The following is a 15,906-nucleotide window of genomic DNA, read 5'->3' as shown; positions in this document are numbered from 1 at the left end:
CTTAAAACAGGAATGTAAATTACCCCATGAAGTTGCTCCGAATACTATTTTTAATTCTTCTCCCCATAATTTCAATAGCACAAAATGTAGCTGTTACAGGTAAAGTATTATCGGCAGATACCAAAGCGCCAATAGCGGGGGCCAGTGTTTTTTTGAGTAACTCGTCCTTCGGTACATCAACAACCAATAGTGGTATGTTTACTTTAAATGGATTAAAGCCCGGTCAATACAGCCTGGTTGTTACTACAATAGGGTACGAAGATTATACGCAGATACTAACTGTTAACAATGATCCTGTTAACTTGAATATTGAATTAAGGCCTAAAACGGTTCAGCTTAAAGAGGTAGTTATATCAAACATATCAAAAGCAGATAAGAAACTTGCCCTTGAACAATTTAAGCAGGATTTTATCGGCACTGATCAAAATGCGCTCGACTGTAAAATAGTTAACCCACAGATACTTAATTTTACATTCAGCCAAAATAAAACCGTACTTGAAGCCTATACTGATGAGCTTTTAATAATAGAAAATAATGCGTTGGGATATCGCATTAAATTTCTGCTGAAAACCTTTAAGAGCGAGTTGCTTAGTGGCAATGTAGCTTATTCTGGCAGCCAGTTTTTTGAAGAGATGAAAGGCGGCGATGGAAAAAAGAAAAGGTGGTACAAAAAACGTGATGAAGCCTATTACGGTTCGGCCATGCATTTTTACAGGTCGTTATATAAAGACAGTTTAGCCGATGCCGGTTTTAAAATTTACCGCCTTGCACGCCAGGTTAACTCAAGCCGACCAACAGATGAGGAGATAGAACAAAATCTGGACAAGGCTAAAAAATCAAAAGATGACTCGTTTTTGTATTGGACAAGCATTAAAAATCATACCCGTTACACCAATCAAAAATTTAAGGGGAAATTTGCTGTAAGCGATATATTAAAAAGTACAGAAAGGCCCGGCTTATTGGCTATTACCTTCCCCGATAACTTATATGTGGTTTATACTAAAAGATGGGAAACTAACTATTATAAAGACGTATACCGTATACCTAACGACTTAAATTATGAAACCACTATTGTTAGTTACGTTAATAATAACCAGGCTATATTAATTGACCGGAACGGGACTATTATAGGCAACAGCCCATTATATGAAGGTACATGGTCTAAATTGCGCCTGTCAACTTTACTACCGGTTGATTACGCACCTTATGGTAAACAACAAGTGCCATCAAATTAGAATCGGATTAGAATGTGTAATATTTAACACTTTTTAAACTTGTTTTCATCTATATTTCAACGGTAAATGTTTTAATTAGCATTTTATAAAAAGCTTAAAGTTACCTATGCGGGTTTTCCGGTTAATTGTTTTGTGTTTTATATTGCCCGTTTTTGCAAAGGCGCAAAATGTTAGTATAACAGGTAAAGTAATATCAAAAGAAACAAAATCGCCTATACATAGCGCCAGTGTTTTTTTAAGTAACTCATCATTTGGTACCAGTACTGCCATAGACGGTACCTTCAGTTTAAATAAGATACGACCTGGCCAATACACATTAGTAATTACAACGGTAGGGTATAGCGACTATACACAAAAAATACAGGTAGGGGATGACGATGTTAAAGTACTTGTTGAATTAGAACCTAAAACAATCCAGTTACGTGAAGTAGTAATTTCGACTACTGCCAAAGCCGATTGGAAAAGAAACTTTGAGCAATTTAAAAAAGACTTTTTAGGGGTAGATGAGAACGCTAAGAAGTGCGAAATACTTAACCCGCAAGTGCTCTATTTTACGTATCATAAAAAACTGCTGACCCTGGAAGCAGAGAGCGATAACTTTTTAGTTATAGAAAACCGCGGACTTGGTTACCGTGTAAAATTCCTGCTTAAAAATTTTAAAAGCGATAACATATCAGGCATTATTACTTACGGCGGCGAACGCTTATTTGAGGACCTGCCCGGGTCTGCTTCGCAAAAAAAGATATGGCAAAGAAATCGTGATATGGCGTATTATGGTTCACCAATGGACTTTTACAGATCGCTGTATACCGATAAACTAACAGAAAATGGGTTTGAAATGCGCAGACTAACGCGTTATCCAAACCCGGCCCGCCCAAGCGATGAGATAATTCATCAGAAAATAAACAGATATAAAACAATTGGTCGTGGCGACTCGGCAAACTATTGGGTTGACATTGCCAATCTTTCAAAATATACGATGGATCATCTCACCCAAACGCCATGGTACTCGTTTGAACTATTAAGAAAAACGCAGCAGCCGGGCATCTTCGCAATTACGTTCCCTAATTACTTATATGTAATGTACACCAAAAAGCGCGATGAAACCAACTACAAAGATATTTATCGCCCGCTTGATATGCCCAATTATGAAATTAGTGTGGTTACGTTGTACAATAATCCCCCGTATGCTTTATTCGATAAAAATGGAATTGTGATAGACGGCGAACCACTATATGAAGGCACTTGGAGTAAGTCCCGAATGTCAGAATTATTACCGGTTGATTATGTACCGTCAGAAAAGCGCTAACCCGCGCAACATATTTAGCTGTCAACATAAATAATTGCTACATTTGCTATACAGATCAACATGAAATTTATATATCAAACTTGGTGGAAGGTTATAGTAGTACTACTCATTCTCTCTACGTTTATAACGGGTTTAATACTACCTGTTCCCAGATTAGCGGTTTTGCATGAAACTATACGCAATTTATATTTCCACGTGCCTATGTGGATGGGTATGCTTTCTGTGTTTTCTATATCGGTTTTCTATAGTATTAAATATCTAAATACCGGTAAAGAAGAATATGATCTGGCATCGGTTGAATGTGTAAACACCGGCTTATTGTTTTATACATTAGGTTTAATAACCGGCATGATGTGGGCCAAATATACCTGGGGCGAATTTTGGAGCGGCGACCCTAAGCAAAACAGCGCTGCAATAGCTTTCTTGTTATATTGCGCTTACATAGTACTACGCAACTCTATTGACGAAGAACAGAAACGAGCAAAAATATCTGCCATTTATAATATTTTCGCTTTCCCAATAATGATCGTACTGATATTTGTTTTACCACGAATGACCGATTCTTTACATCCCGGTAGCGGCGGTAACCCGGCCTTTGGTAAATATGACTTGGATAACGGCATGAAACTAGCGTTTTACCCAGCAATGTTAGGGTGGAGTTTTATGGCAATTTGGATAGCCACTTTACGTTACCGTATTCGTTTAATTGAAAACAAAAGAAACAGCATAAACTAATGAAAAAGTTCTTAACCTTAATATTACTCCTGGTATCTTTTTTAACAACCTACGCACAACAATCAAACACTGTTGAAATGGCTGACGCGTTTCGAAGCTCGGGCAAAATATATGTTGTTATAGCTACAATTGTTATAATTTTTATTGGATTAGCTATTTATTTGTTCTCTATTGACAGGCGATTAAAAAAAATCGAAAAAGAAAAATAGCCCGAAAAATAAGCTATAATTGTTTAAACATAGTTTTTATACCATTGTTACTATAAGTATACAGTATGGTGACATAATAAATTGCAATTTTGATAAAATTTGTATCAAATTTGCATCCTTTATTGAGAAAATCATATTTATAAATACCAAATTATGGCTAAAAATAATTCAGCTAATCAAGATACCCATTTCTTTGCCGATGTGTGCGGCAACTTTGATAGTGCAGCACAATTCACTAAACACGATGCCGGTTTATTAGATCAGATAAAATCATGTAACAGCGTTTACCGTTTTCGTTTTCCTATACGCCGTGGTAACGGTTTTGAAGTAATTGACGCGTGGCGTGTTGAACACTCGCACCATCAATCGCCAACTAAAGGCGGTATCCGCTACAGCGAAATGGTTAACGAGGACGAAGTAATGGCGCTTGCCGCGTTAATGACCTATAAATGCGCCATTGTAAACGTTCCGTTTGGCGGCGCTAAAGGCGGCATTAAAATCAACCCAAAAAATTATACGGTGCAGGAGTTAGAGAATATTACCCGCCGTTATACCGTAGAATTAATAAAGAAAAACTTTATAGGCCCCAGCATTGACGTACCTGCACCTGATTATGGGAGTGGCGAGCGCGAAATGAGCTGGATTGCCGATACTTATGCAACCATGAATCCCGGCCAATTAGATGCTATGGGGGCGGTTACCGGTAAGCCAATTGCTTTACACGGTATAGCCGGTCGCCGTGAAGCTACCGGCAGAGGTGTTGCTATTGCCGCGCGCGAATGTGTTAGCGTTGCAGAGGATATGCAGAAAATAGGTTTAACGGCGGGCGTATCAGGTAAAAAAGTTATTGTACAGGGTTTGGGTAATGTAGGTTATTACTCGGCAAAATTTATGGCCGAATTTGGCGCTACCATAGTTGGCTTATGTGAGTTTGAGGGCGCTATCTATAACGAAGATGGTTTAGATGTTGAGGCTGTTTTTCAGCACCGTAAAGCAACCGGATCCATTTTAGGGTACCCGGGTGCCAAAAAAGAATTTAAAAACACCATGGAGGGTCTGGAGCAGCCATGTGATATTTTGATACCTGCCGCGTTAGAGAACCAGTTAACTATAGCTAATATTAAAAACATTAAAGCTAAAATTATAGTGGAAGGCGCTAACGGCCCAACCAGCCCCGAGGCCGAAGCTATGTTTTACCAAATGGGCGGTATTGTTGTGCCCGATATGTATGCAAACGCGGGCGGTGTAACGGTATCATATTTCGAGTGGTTGAAAAATCTTTCGCATGTGGCATTTGGCCGTATCAACCGCAGGTTTGAAGAAACTACCAATCTCAACCTGGTAAACATGGTCGAAGGTATAACCGGTACTTCTTTAACGCCATTACAACGTGCTACAATAGTAAAGGGCGCTTCCGAACTGGAGTTAGTTAACTCGGGATTAGAAGATACCATGATCCGTTCATACCATGAAATTAGAGAGATTTATAAAACCAATGATAAAATAGACGGTATGCGTACTGCCGCTTTGGTAGGCGTTATCAACAAAATAGCGGTGTCTTATCAAAACCTGGGTATTTGGCCATAATATTTTGTTTGGTTTGGTAATACAGAACAAAGGGTAGGTTTAAAGGCCTGCCCTTTGTTGGTTGGCAACCATTACTTTAATTTTAACGTAATGGCATCAGGATACTTTATCTTTAACCAACAAATGTTTCGTGATTATTTTTTAAGCGGTTTCCCCCTGTGTTTAAAAATCTGTTTATATTATTCTTGTTGCTCAGTGTTAAATCATTTGCTCAATTACCTGATAACATCGGGTTTGAAGAGGGGTCATTTAATAATTGGAATTGCAGCGCGGGTAGCATTGATCCGGCTGGAGTTATTACTTTACACAATTCCCGACCCCTTCCAACTCGCCATACGTTATTTAGTCGGGCAAATGATTATGGTGTATTAGATCCTTATGGTGAATTCCCGGTAGTATGTCCCAATGGGAGCAATTACTCGGTACGTTTGGGTAATGAAACTGCTGGTCACGAAGCCGAAGGGATGAATTATACTTTTTTGGCGCCTAACCAGCCTAGCTACAGCCTGGTTTTTAATTACGCGGTAGTATTTCAAAATCCGCCTCATAAATTTTATGAACAACCCAAATTTACCGCGCGTGTTTATGATATTACGGACGATAAATACGTTGATTGCCCCGCGTTTAACTTTGTTGCGAGCTCTAATCTGCCCGGTTTTCAATTATCGTCAACCAGAAAACCCGGCCCAGGCGGTAGGGATACTGCTTTTATTTATTATAAAAAATGGGCAACAGCTACTATCAATCTAACGGGCTACGCCGGTAAGTTATTACGTTTGGAGTTTACAACTAATGATTGTGTACTGGGCGGACACTTTGGCTATGCTTATATCGATATGGATGAGGGTTTATCATCATCGCCTATAACAGGTAATGAAATTTGCTCTACCCAACAAGCATCCATGACATTAAAAGGGCCCGAAGGTTTTCAATCTTACATTTGGTATAACGCAGACCTTTCTGCTGTATTGGGCACGGAACAAAACCTTACAACAGCTAATATACCTCCAGAGGGTACTAAATACGCGTTAAAAGTTTTCCCATATGACGGGCTGGGGTGTGAAGATGTGCTGTTCACTTCAATTAAAAAAGTTGATGACGGGTTAACGTTAAAAGTGATTGACACCATACGTGGTTGCCCCGAAACGGGTGTTAACCTCACAGATAAAACAGTGACAGCCGGCAGCAGTGATGGTTTTGTTTACAATTATTTTATAGATGCCTCGTTAACCACGCATGTACGCGACCCTACATCCGTAGTACTACCGGGCACATATTACATACAAGCTATGGTACCGTTAGGCTGCCAGCATGTATCTACGGTACACGTTAAACTTATACCGCCTGTTATAACGGTTACGCAGCCTGCTCCGGCAACATATCCTACTACGGTTGATATTACCAAAACCTTTGTCAAGCAGGATAACTTTACATATAGTTACTATTCGGATGCATCCGCAACTATATCGTTAAGTAATTATACGTCAATTAGTAAGAGTGGTTTGTATTACATTAAGGTGAAAAATGCTTACGGGTGTGAGCTTGTTACCGCTGTAAATGTAGTTTGTTTACCGCCGCCACCCTATATTGTAACCGGGCCTAATGTGTTTACGCCTAATAATGATGGCATAAATGACAATTTCGGAATGCACATAGAGGGGTATGTAAAGTTTGATGACCTGACTATTTTTAACCGTTATGGGCAGCAGATATTTACCACCAAATCGCAAGACGCTACATGGAATGGTAAATTAAGCGGGCATGACTTACCGTCAGGTACTTACTATTGGATATTTAACGGTATGGATACTTATTACAATGTGCCCATTAAAAAAAGTGGTTATATCTCCATAATACGATAGTTAAGAAAGATTCTAAATAATATATATCCCTTGTAATAAACATTATTACCTGTACGTTTTGTATTTTTGCAAACTTGAATTACAAGAATTAAACCGTCAATGAAAAAATCATCCATATTTGGCCTTGTTGTTATAGCTATCGCTATCGCGGTTATTATAAGTGTTTATTCTACCTCAACAACTTATGGGTCTTTTAAAGATGCCCAAAAATCTGCGAGCGAATTACATATTGTAGGTCATCTTAACAAACAAAAACAACTTTTTTACGATGCTACCAAGGATGCTAATTATTTTTCTTTCTATATGAAAGATAATAAAGGCGAAGAATGTAAGGTAGTATTTACAGGCAGCAAACCGCAGGATTTTGAACGGTCAGAGCAAATTGTGTTAACCGGCGCAATGCGTGGTAATGAGTTTCATGCATCAAAAATATTAATGAAATGTCCATCTAAATATACCCAGGACAAAGTAGAAATTACAGAGGCCAAGGCTAAACAGGCCAGCATATAACAATTATTTAATGGATACAGCTTTTAAAGGCGAACACCTTTTACCGGGCCACCTGGGCCAGTTCTTTACAATTTTGGCATTTGGCTCGTCACTTTTCGCGGCAATAAGCTATTACTTTGCTACCACCAACCCTATTGATATTTCATGGAAACGCCTGGGCCGGATCGGTGCCTGTATAAATACGGTTGCTGTTATCGGTATAGGTGTTTGTTTATACTACATCATTTTAAATCACCTGTTTGAGTATTATTATGCCTGGGAACATTCGTCAAGAGCGTTGCCTACACACTATATCATCTCCAGCTTTTGGGATGGACAGGAGGGGAGCTTTTGGTTGTGGACGTTCTGGCAGGCGGTACTAAGTAATATTTTAATCTGGAAAGCTAAATCATGGGAGTCGCCGGTTTTGGCGGTGATATCTTTATCGCAAGCCATACTAGCTACCATGCTTATTGGAGTTGATATATTTGGCCAGCGTATAGGCACATCGCCATTTATTTTGCTGCGCGAGGCTATTAACCTGAAAGAATCGGCACCGGTATTTGCAACCAACCCTGCGCTTTACCATAACTACTTAACCTATATAAAAGATGGTAACGGTATGAACCCGTTATTGCAAAACTACTGGATGGTAATACATCCGCCAACCTTGTTTTTAGGTTTTGCATCAATGGTGGTTCCGTTTGCTTATGCTATTGCAGGCCTTTGGCAAAAGCGCTATAAAGAATGGGTAAATGCCGCTATCCCATACGCGTTATTTGCTATGATGATATTAGGTACAGGTATTATCATGGGTGCTTTTTGGGCTTATGAGTCATTATCATTCGGTGGCTTTTGGGCATGGGACCCTGTGGAGAATGCGTCTATCATTCCATGGTTAATATTAGTGGGTGCTGTACACGTAATGATCGTTTACAAAAACACCAGTCACTCATACCTTACTGCTACTATTTTAACTTTAACCAGCTTTGTGTTGGTATTATACGCATCATTTTTAACCCGCAGCGGTATATTAGGCGAAACGTCTGTACACGCGTTTACCGATGCAGGTATGTTCTGGCATTTGGTTGCCGATGTAGTGATATTTTTAATTTTATCTATAGTATTATTAGCCATCCGCTGGAAAGATTTACCACGGACTACTAAGGACGAAGAAACCTACTCGCGCGAGTTTTGGATGTTTGTAGGTGCTGTATTTTTAGCCTTGTCATGCTTTCATTTGGTGGTAGTATCGTCTATCCCCGTTTGGAACGCTATGTTCGGTACCAAGCTGGCACCGCCTACTGACCCGGTAAAGCATTATAACATAGTACAGGCCTCATTTGCCGTAGTGGTTACCTTATTAACTGGCTTTACGCAGTTTTTAAAATATAAAAAGACAGATAGCGCCAAATTCTTTATATCAACCGTAGTTTATTTATTAGTTGCGGGTTTAATTACGCTGCCGATAATTTATTTTACAGGGGCCAATAAATTAAACTTTGTATTTATACTGATAATGGTTGGCGCCATCTATTCTATTTTGGCCAACGGCAAAGTATTTATCGATGCCCTTAAAGGCAAATTTAAATTAGCCGGATCGGCAGTAGCGCATATCGGTTTTGGGCTGATCATGGTTGGTGCATTAATCTCTGCGGGAACAAGCAAAGTCATATCAGAAAATACAACCGGCGAGCAGTTCTCTGAGGATTTTGCCAAATCAAAAAATAACCCGCGCGAAAACATCACCCTTTACAAAAATACACCCATTAAAATGGGTAAGTACACGGTTAGTTATATAGGCGACTCGATAGCCCCGCCCAACCATTATTTTAAAGTAAACTATAAAGTAATTGATGCTACAGGTAAAGTAACCGAAGAGTTTTTGCTAAAGCCTAACGCCCAAGCCAACGCTAAAATGGGATTGATCTCATCGCCTGATACCAAGCATTACTTATTTAGTGATTTGTATACACATGTTAACATGTCAAACGCTATTGCAATTGGTGAAGGCACTGACGCGGTAGGTCATGATGAAGAAAGTGATAACAAAAAATATGATGCGCCCATAACTTACGAAGTTAAAACAGGCGATACCATCCGCTTTAGAGAAGGCTATGCTATATTAACCGGTATAGGCCGTATAGATCACGTACAGGATATAGAATTGACGGCTAAAGACGTTGCTATAGGTGCCAAATTGCAAATAGTATCAAACGGCAAAACCTACCAGGCCGAGCCGGTTTATATGATCCGCAATAATAACGCTTTCGATTTTGCCCGTAAGGTTGATGACGCCGGTTTAAAACTGCGTTTTACCAAAGTAATACCACAACAAGGCAAAGTAGAGATAACGCTTTACCAGCAGCCGGAGAGTGCCAAAAAATGGATCGTAATGCGTGCCATACAGTTCCCTGATATTAACTTCCTATGGTCGGGTACTATTATCATGGTTATTGGTATTTTGCTGTCGATATTTAGAAGAAATAAGGAGTTGAAGACTACATAACAGCCCCTCCCAACCCTCCCCGGTAGGGAGGGCTTTAAATTAACATTCAAAAAAGTCTCCCCTACCGGGGGAGATTTAGAGGGGGCTGGGGCTTATGCGTATCACCATAATCGGTTCGGGCAATGTAGCCACACATTTGGCAGCCGCGTTTAAAAACGCGGGGCATCGTATTGTGCAAGTTTATAGCCGCGCTATGCAAAACGCTGCCCTGCTGGCCTATCATGTAAAAGCCGAGCCAATTCATGATCTGATCCAGATCGATCCCGAAACAGACATCTTCGTTATCGCTGTTAAAGATGATGCTATCGGTGTAATAGCCGAGCAATTAGCAGTTCATCAAAAATTAATGGTACATACATCAGGCGCTACCGATATGTTTGCTTTATTGGCTTTCGCTGATAATGTTGGCGTGTTTTATCCATTACAAACTTTCAACAAAACCAAAGAGGTTGATTTCATGAACGTGCCTTTGTGCATAGAAGCTGCTGACGAAAGCATTACTAAACAACTGCAGGAACTGGCGCAAACCATCAGCAATAAGGTTTATCGTATTGATAGCGCCCAGCGCAAAGTATTGCACCTGGCGGCAGTGTTTGCCTGTAATTTCCCCAATTATCTGTATACCATCGCGCAGCAAATTTTAACACAACACCAGCTTGATTTTGAATTGATACGCCCGCTGATATTAGAAACCGCCGAAAAGGTACAAACCGGTTTACCGGCAGCTATGCAAACCGGCCCGGCAGTACGCAACGATGAAACCACCATGAATAACCACCTGCAACTATTAAAAGACACTCCCCATTTGCAGGACCTATACACTTTATTAAGTCAGGGTATTATCAAATTGGATATTGAGCGGCACGGGGACAAGTAATTTTGTTACTTTTGCCAAAATGAATATTTTTAAAGTAAAGATAAACTTTGAGGAGGCAGGTCACGAAACTATCGAGCTGCCTATTGCCGAGGGAGAATCTGTGTTAGATGTTTGCCTGGAAAATGGCATTGAATTGCAGCATAATTGCGGCGGCGTTTGCGGATGCAGTACCTGCCATATATATGTTAACAAGGGTGGTGATAACGTGCAGGAAATTTCTGATAAAGAAGAGGACTTTATTGATCGCGCAGTTAACCCGCGCATTACCTCAAGATTAGGCTGCCAGTGTGTAATGATTGACGGTGATATTGAAGTAACATTGCCTAACCAGTCGCAGTTTTTAGGACACTAGTAGGTTGTACGTATAACGTCAAACGTAATACGTGTTGATGAATTTGATAGACAAAGAACGTACTACGTATAACGTACCACGTAAAACAAAATATAATGACAGACAATAAATTTGCCCTTCCTATTCACTGGAACGATCATGAGGACATTGCCATGTCGCTTTATGAGAAATTTGGCGATGATTTTAACGAATCAAAAATATATCGTATCCGCTTTACTGATCTGTTAGAATGGGTGCTTTCACTACCTAATTTTGCAGGTACCCGTGAGGAATCATCCGAAGGACATTTGGAGCAGATCCAATCGGCTTGGGTTTATGAATGGCGGGATAATCAGTAGACAGTGGGCAGTTTTTAGTTGGCAGTTGGCAGCCGATTTGAACGGTCATTTGTAACTAAACAATATTAAAAAACAAACTGCCAACTAAAAACTGCGAACTGAACAAAATGGAATCATTCCTAACTAAGCTTAAAGATATTACCACCTTTATTTTTGATGTAGATGGTGTATTAACTGATGGTTCTGTATTTGTTACCGAAACCGGCGAGCAAAGTCGTGCCTTTAATATTAAGGATGGTTATGCTTTACAGTTAGCGGTTAAGTGTGGTTATAATGTTTGCGCTATATCCGGCAGTCGTTCAAAAACGGCCATTTATCGTTTAAATAGTTTGGGTATTACTGATGTATTTATCGGTGCCCATGTTAAGATCAATAAGTTTAAAGATTACCTGGAATCAAAACACATCCTGCCTGCTAATGTATTATATATGGGCGATGATATCCCCGATCTGGGTGTAATGAAATTGGCCGGCTTGCCGGTTTGCCCTGCTGATGCCTGCGAAGAAGTTAAAGCCCTAAGCCAATACGTATCACCGCTTGGCGGCGGCAAAGGCTGCGCCCGCGATGTGATAGAGAAAGTGCTGAAGGTACAGGATAAGTGGATGAGTGAAGAGTCTTATAGCTGGTAGGTTTTCAATACTCAATATTTGCCTTCATAGCCAAATCTGTCCCAAAAGGCATAAAATAGGTAAACGGTTGCCATTCATGTTTAAAATTTAGCGCCCAGATATTTAGTTTGTTGCCGGTAATGGGCGATATGCCAATTGCAGGGCGATAGTTGAGTTGCTTTACTTCCTTTTTTAATGCCGGAATATAGTTGTGCGAGAAGCCGGCATTGTAATAATCGCGCAGCCACTCAACAGCTACAAAAAAGGAAGTATGTGGCAGTATAATTTTATATTTTTTTAGATTAATGCTTGCCTGGCTACCTGCACTTTTACTTTCTTCTATTACCTTATTGCAAAGGTCGCGCCCGGGCCCGTTAGTTAATGGGTCAACATCATAGATCCTTAACCTAAATTTGGTAACGTCAAGATGTACCAACCCTGTCCAGGTATGGTCTGAAACGTCCAAACCAAAAGCAAGTCGGTTTAAGGTTATCTCTTTTAAGAATGTCCCTGGCTTAGCTACATAAAATTGCTGCGCCAACTGCAGGTAGTCAAAAGTTGAAATTTCGGTGTTAATACCTGCGTAATGTACAATATCTTGTTTAGGATAGTCATTCAGCAACGTATCATCTTTAAATTTCAATTTTTCGGTATGCGCTTCAATAATATCACGGGCCAACCTTATGGTGTCCATGCCATTTAGTTTGTGCAATGGTATTTTTAATGGTTTATAGGTTTGGGTATTTAATATTACGGTATCGCGCATAACACTTAAATCACCGGGAATCATAAATATACCATCCTTTTCGGTTGTGATAGATAGGTTTGCTCTTATTATTGTTATCGTGGTAGATGCCACTGGTTTGCCGCTTAAACTATCAACAATATGGAATGTGTTAAATTTTTGCTGGGCATTTACCAGTAAAGTAACGGTACAGGCTATAAGTGTAAATATTTTTTTCATACCCGACGTTAATAATGTATAGTGGCAGAGAGTGCAAGGTCAAATGGCTCATACCCACGCGTATATTGCCAGGCTTTCCCAACTTTGATATATAAGTCGGCAGGTTTTAATGTATTGTCATTGGCATAGCCTACTAAAAATGGTTGATAAGAAACCCGGTAATCTGAAGCATCTTTAAATATTTGATAGCCGTGCTTTGTAACCCAATCAAATTTTTGTGTGTTAGATACCTCAATTATCTCGTTATAAGGGGTTATCAGCCATTCTATAGCTACAAAAAACTTTGCAGTCGGGATAACAATGATCTCTTTAGTCAGATCAAAATCAATCCGTGTAGAGTTATCGGTTAATGATACATTTTTGGTAAATAATATTTTACCAGGGCCGCCTGTATCCGCATCCTCGGCCATAACGTGCAATAAAAACGTGGTAAATTTATTTCGGGTGGCATAGCTGGGGCTTGCAGGTAAATCCTGACGGCCCATTGATATACCTGTTAATATGGCGTTAGGATTTGGTGCTGTAAAAAGTTTTGCCAGTGGTGTCCGCTGAACGATAACTCTTGTATAATGGTAATATAAATAGCTCCAGCCAATATTTTTTAAATCGTAAGTAAAGAATCTGCCTAACGTTATAGTTTTAATTTTTGCATCGGTAATGTGCACTTCATTAAGCGAGGTATTGCTGGCTTCGAGCATGATGAAATTTTTCGGCTGAAAGGCCGATACAGGCAGTTTAAAAGTTTTATAACCTATCGAACTGAACTGGAGCGTGTCATTAGCCACAGGATTCCTTGTCGACAAGCTAAAATAACCCTGCTCATTTGTTTGCGTCGCTATCTTCTCTTTTAAAAGCATTACCGTAACACCGGGTATAACAGCTTCGGTTACTTTATTGATAACCTGGCCATAGTACACATCCTGCGCATGACAAAGTGTTGGCACAAAGTAAAATACAGTAAGAATAATAAATAAGGTTTTATAATAGCTTAGGTTTAGCATACTACTAAGCTATTATTATTTTGATATATTATTAAATACTTATAAGTCAGTATTTTTTGTGATGTTTAAACGCCTGATAAATCGTTTTTAAGGATGTTTATCTGCTTAATTAAGAAGCAGTTCACTATTTTTGTAGCAAAATAATATTTAATGAATACATTTCCATCTATCATACTCGCCTCTAAATCGCCGCGCAGGCAAGAACTGTTAAAATTAATGGACCTTGATTTCCGAATCATACTAAAAGAGGTTGATGAATCGTACCCCGACAATTTAACGCCCGAAGAAATAGCCGTTTACATAGCCCAACAAAAAGCTACTGCATTTGATGAAATTGTAGGCGATGAAGTGGTACTTACAGCTGATACTATAGTAAGCATTGATGGCCATATACTGGGCAAGCCCGAAACAGAAGAACATGCCATAGAAATGCTGAAAATGTTGTCGGGCAAAGTTCACCAGGTTATTACAGGGGTTTGTTTGTTTTATAAGCATGAATATCATAGTTTTTATGATGTGTCGGATGTTACTTTCCGCACGCTTACGGATGAGGAAATAGTAAACTATGTAACCAAATATAAGCCGATGGATAAGGCAGGCTCTTACGGTATACAAGAGTGGGTGGGGGTTACGGCTATAGTAAAGATAGACGGATCATACACGAATGTAGTTGGTTTGCCTACTGAAAAGTTGTACCAGGCTTTGTTGAAGATAGAAAAGTGATTTGTCCCTGCTGAATTTAAGCAAGCTAAACTTGCGAAGTTTTTAAAACTTCGTAAGTTTGAGACGGATACCTAAGTTACTTAGGTATGATCCACCCAAGGTGATCCGCCCTGTTTCTGGGCAATTGTAGAAAATTACATAAATAATTTATATACAATTAGTTAAGTGTGATATCTTAAAGTATTACTAGTGATCCAACTTGATCCGCTATTTTTATCAAACAACTTATTTACAGATACTTAACTAAATAAGGTGATCCATGTGATCCACTTTTTAAAGTGGATCACCTCACTACTATTTAACTTTCAAAGTATTGTTCTTTCGGTTCACATCCGGTAGCGCGTTGTCAGGATCTATCGTAACTGATTCTGCCGGGCCGGTGGTTTGTATGGTGAATGTAGTTGCTTTGTTTTGCAGCCAGGTTTCAACAGGCAGGTACATACGTTCTTTGCTGCCATTCTTTAGTTTCGCCTCAACCGTAAACGGCATTGCCATTGGCTCTTTATTAACCACGGTTACCTGTACGCCGCCATCAACAGATTTAGCGCTTATTAATACCAGATCAAGGCTATAATTATTATAGAACCATCCCTTCCAATACCAAGACAGGTCCTCACCGGCACCATTCTCCATTGATCGGAAGAAGTCTTCAGGTTGCGGGTGTTTAAAGGCCCATTTATGTATGTAGTTCCTAAACGCGTAATCAAACCTATCTTTACCTAAAATCTGCTCACGCAATAATATCATACCAAAGGCCGGTTTAAAATAGGTTATAGGATGACGATATTTCTCGGGTACAGCATCAGGCGCGGTCATGATAGTCGGGGCCTGCGGGTCGATAATAGTTGCAACGATCTCATCAGCCGGGTTGCCACCGCCGGGTGAATACTCACCGTCGCGTTTCGGCGCATATTCGCCTTTATTAAATGCGTCTGAAGCGTATACGTCAATAAAAGTATTAAAACCTTCGTCCATCCACGCATAGCGGCGCTCGTTAGAGCCTACTATCATCGGGAACCAGTTATGGCCTATCTCGTGCGCTTTCAGGTGATAGAAGGAAATTTTAGTTCACGCAACATTGAAACTGTGCTCAAGAATCTTGGAATGG

General features: G+C 39.8%; 16 protein-coding genes. 13 read left to right on the top strand and 3 right to left on the bottom strand.

The window, feature by feature from the left end; genetic code table 11:
* Positions 1 to 26 precede the first annotated feature (26 nt).
* The 12 genes from JWQ34_RS14940 to JWQ34_RS14885 all read left to right on the top strand — a co-directional run bounded on the left by JWQ34_RS14940 (position 27) and on the right by JWQ34_RS14885 (position 12,131).
* A complete protein-coding gene (locus JWQ34_RS14940; RefSeq protein ID WP_299358430.1) occupies positions 27 to 1,235 on the top strand; it encodes a carboxypeptidase-like regulatory domain-containing protein in 1,209 nt (402 codons plus the stop codon).
* 106 nt (positions 1,236 to 1,341) lie between these two features.
* Complete coding sequence (locus JWQ34_RS14935; protein WP_299358428.1) at positions 1,342 to 2,544, top strand: carboxypeptidase-like regulatory domain-containing protein; 1,203 nt, start codon at positions 1,342 to 1,344, stop codon at positions 2,542 to 2,544.
* Positions 2,545 to 2,592: 48 nt separating this feature from the next.
* Complete coding sequence (locus JWQ34_RS14930) at positions 2,593 to 3,279, top strand: cytochrome c biogenesis protein (protein ID WP_299358834.1); 687 nt, start codon at positions 2,593 to 2,595, stop codon at positions 3,277 to 3,279.
* Positions 3,279 to 3,488 (top strand): CcmD family protein, encoded by a 210-nt coding sequence (locus JWQ34_RS14925; RefSeq protein WP_299358426.1) that lies wholly within the window; start codon positions 3,279 to 3,281, stop codon positions 3,486 to 3,488. The genes JWQ34_RS14930 and JWQ34_RS14925 overlap by 1 nt, the downstream gene beginning before the upstream one ends.
* Before the next feature lie 153 nt (positions 3,489 to 3,641).
* On the top strand, positions 3,642 to 5,075 hold the full coding sequence (locus JWQ34_RS14920) for a Glu/Leu/Phe/Val dehydrogenase (protein WP_299358424.1): 1,434 nt from the start codon (positions 3,642 to 3,644) through the stop codon (positions 5,073 to 5,075).
* A 158-nt stretch (positions 5,076 to 5,233) separates the two neighbouring features.
* Positions 5,234 to 6,937 carry a gliding motility-associated C-terminal domain-containing protein gene (locus tag JWQ34_RS14915; protein WP_299358422.1) on the top strand — a complete coding sequence of 568 codons (1,704 nt, stop codon included), beginning with the start codon at positions 5,234 to 5,236 and terminating at the stop codon, positions 6,935 to 6,937.
* Positions 6,938 to 7,036: 99 nt separating this feature from the next.
* Entirely contained in the window at positions 7,037 to 7,447 is a 411-nt protein-coding gene (locus JWQ34_RS14910; RefSeq protein ID WP_299358420.1) for a cytochrome c maturation protein CcmE, read from the top strand.
* A 10-nt stretch (positions 7,448 to 7,457) separates the two neighbouring features.
* Positions 7,458 to 9,935 carry a cytochrome c biogenesis protein CcsA gene (ccsA, locus tag JWQ34_RS14905; RefSeq protein ID WP_299358418.1) on the top strand — a complete coding sequence of 826 codons (2,478 nt, stop codon included), beginning with the start codon at positions 7,458 to 7,460 and terminating at the stop codon, positions 9,933 to 9,935.
* A 94-nt stretch (positions 9,936 to 10,029) separates the two neighbouring features.
* Positions 10,030 to 10,812 carry a DUF2520 domain-containing protein gene (locus JWQ34_RS14900; RefSeq protein WP_299358416.1) on the top strand — a complete coding sequence of 261 codons (783 nt, stop codon included), beginning with the start codon at positions 10,030 to 10,032 and terminating at the stop codon, positions 10,810 to 10,812.
* A gap of 19 nt (positions 10,813 to 10,831) precedes the next feature.
* Complete coding sequence (locus JWQ34_RS14895) at positions 10,832 to 11,164, top strand: 2Fe-2S iron-sulfur cluster-binding protein (protein WP_299358414.1); 333 nt, start codon at positions 10,832 to 10,834, stop codon at positions 11,162 to 11,164.
* 95 nt (positions 11,165 to 11,259) lie between these two features.
* Positions 11,260 to 11,502, top strand: a complete 243-nt coding sequence (gene iscX / locus JWQ34_RS14890) for a Fe-S cluster assembly protein IscX (protein WP_299358412.1) — start codon at positions 11,260 to 11,262, stop codon at positions 11,500 to 11,502.
* 107 nt (positions 11,503 to 11,609) lie between these two features.
* Complete coding sequence (locus JWQ34_RS14885) at positions 11,610 to 12,131, top strand: HAD family hydrolase (protein ID WP_299358410.1); 522 nt, start codon at positions 11,610 to 11,612, stop codon at positions 12,129 to 12,131.
* Positions 12,132 to 12,135: 4 nt separating this feature from the next.
* Here the strand turns inward: JWQ34_RS14885 and JWQ34_RS14880 are convergent, their stop codons facing one another.
* Together JWQ34_RS14880 and JWQ34_RS14875 are read right to left on the bottom strand one after the other, a co-directional pair.
* Complete coding sequence (locus JWQ34_RS14880) at positions 12,136 to 13,074, bottom strand: hypothetical protein (RefSeq protein WP_299358408.1); 939 nt, start codon at positions 13,072 to 13,074, stop codon at positions 12,136 to 12,138.
* A gap of 8 nt (positions 13,075 to 13,082) precedes the next feature.
* Positions 13,083 to 14,075, bottom strand: coding sequence for a carboxypeptidase-like regulatory domain-containing protein (locus JWQ34_RS14875; protein ID WP_299358406.1), 993 nt, complete (start codon positions 14,073 to 14,075; stop codon positions 13,083 to 13,085).
* 150 nt (positions 14,076 to 14,225) lie between these two features.
* Here JWQ34_RS14875 and JWQ34_RS14870 point away from each other — a divergent pair, with 150 nt between their 5' ends.
* A complete protein-coding gene (locus tag JWQ34_RS14870) occupies positions 14,226 to 14,798 on the top strand; it encodes a Maf family nucleotide pyrophosphatase (protein ID WP_299358404.1) in 573 nt (190 codons plus the stop codon).
* Between the two features lie 294 nt (positions 14,799 to 15,092).
* Here JWQ34_RS14870 and JWQ34_RS14865 read toward each other — a convergent pair whose 3' ends face one another.
* Complete coding sequence (locus tag JWQ34_RS14865; RefSeq protein ID WP_299358832.1) at positions 15,093 to 15,830, bottom strand: M1 family aminopeptidase; 738 nt, start codon at positions 15,828 to 15,830, stop codon at positions 15,093 to 15,095.
* Between the last annotated feature and the right edge of the window lie 76 nt (positions 15,831 to 15,906).

The sequence above is a fragment of the Mucilaginibacter sp. genome (assembly GCF_028288185.1).
In the GTDB taxonomy this organism is placed as follows: domain Bacteria; phylum Bacteroidota; class Bacteroidia; order Sphingobacteriales; family Sphingobacteriaceae; genus Mucilaginibacter.
The sequence above is the reverse complement of the archived record's forward strand: the minus strand, read 5'-3'. Positions and strand labels throughout refer to the sequence as shown.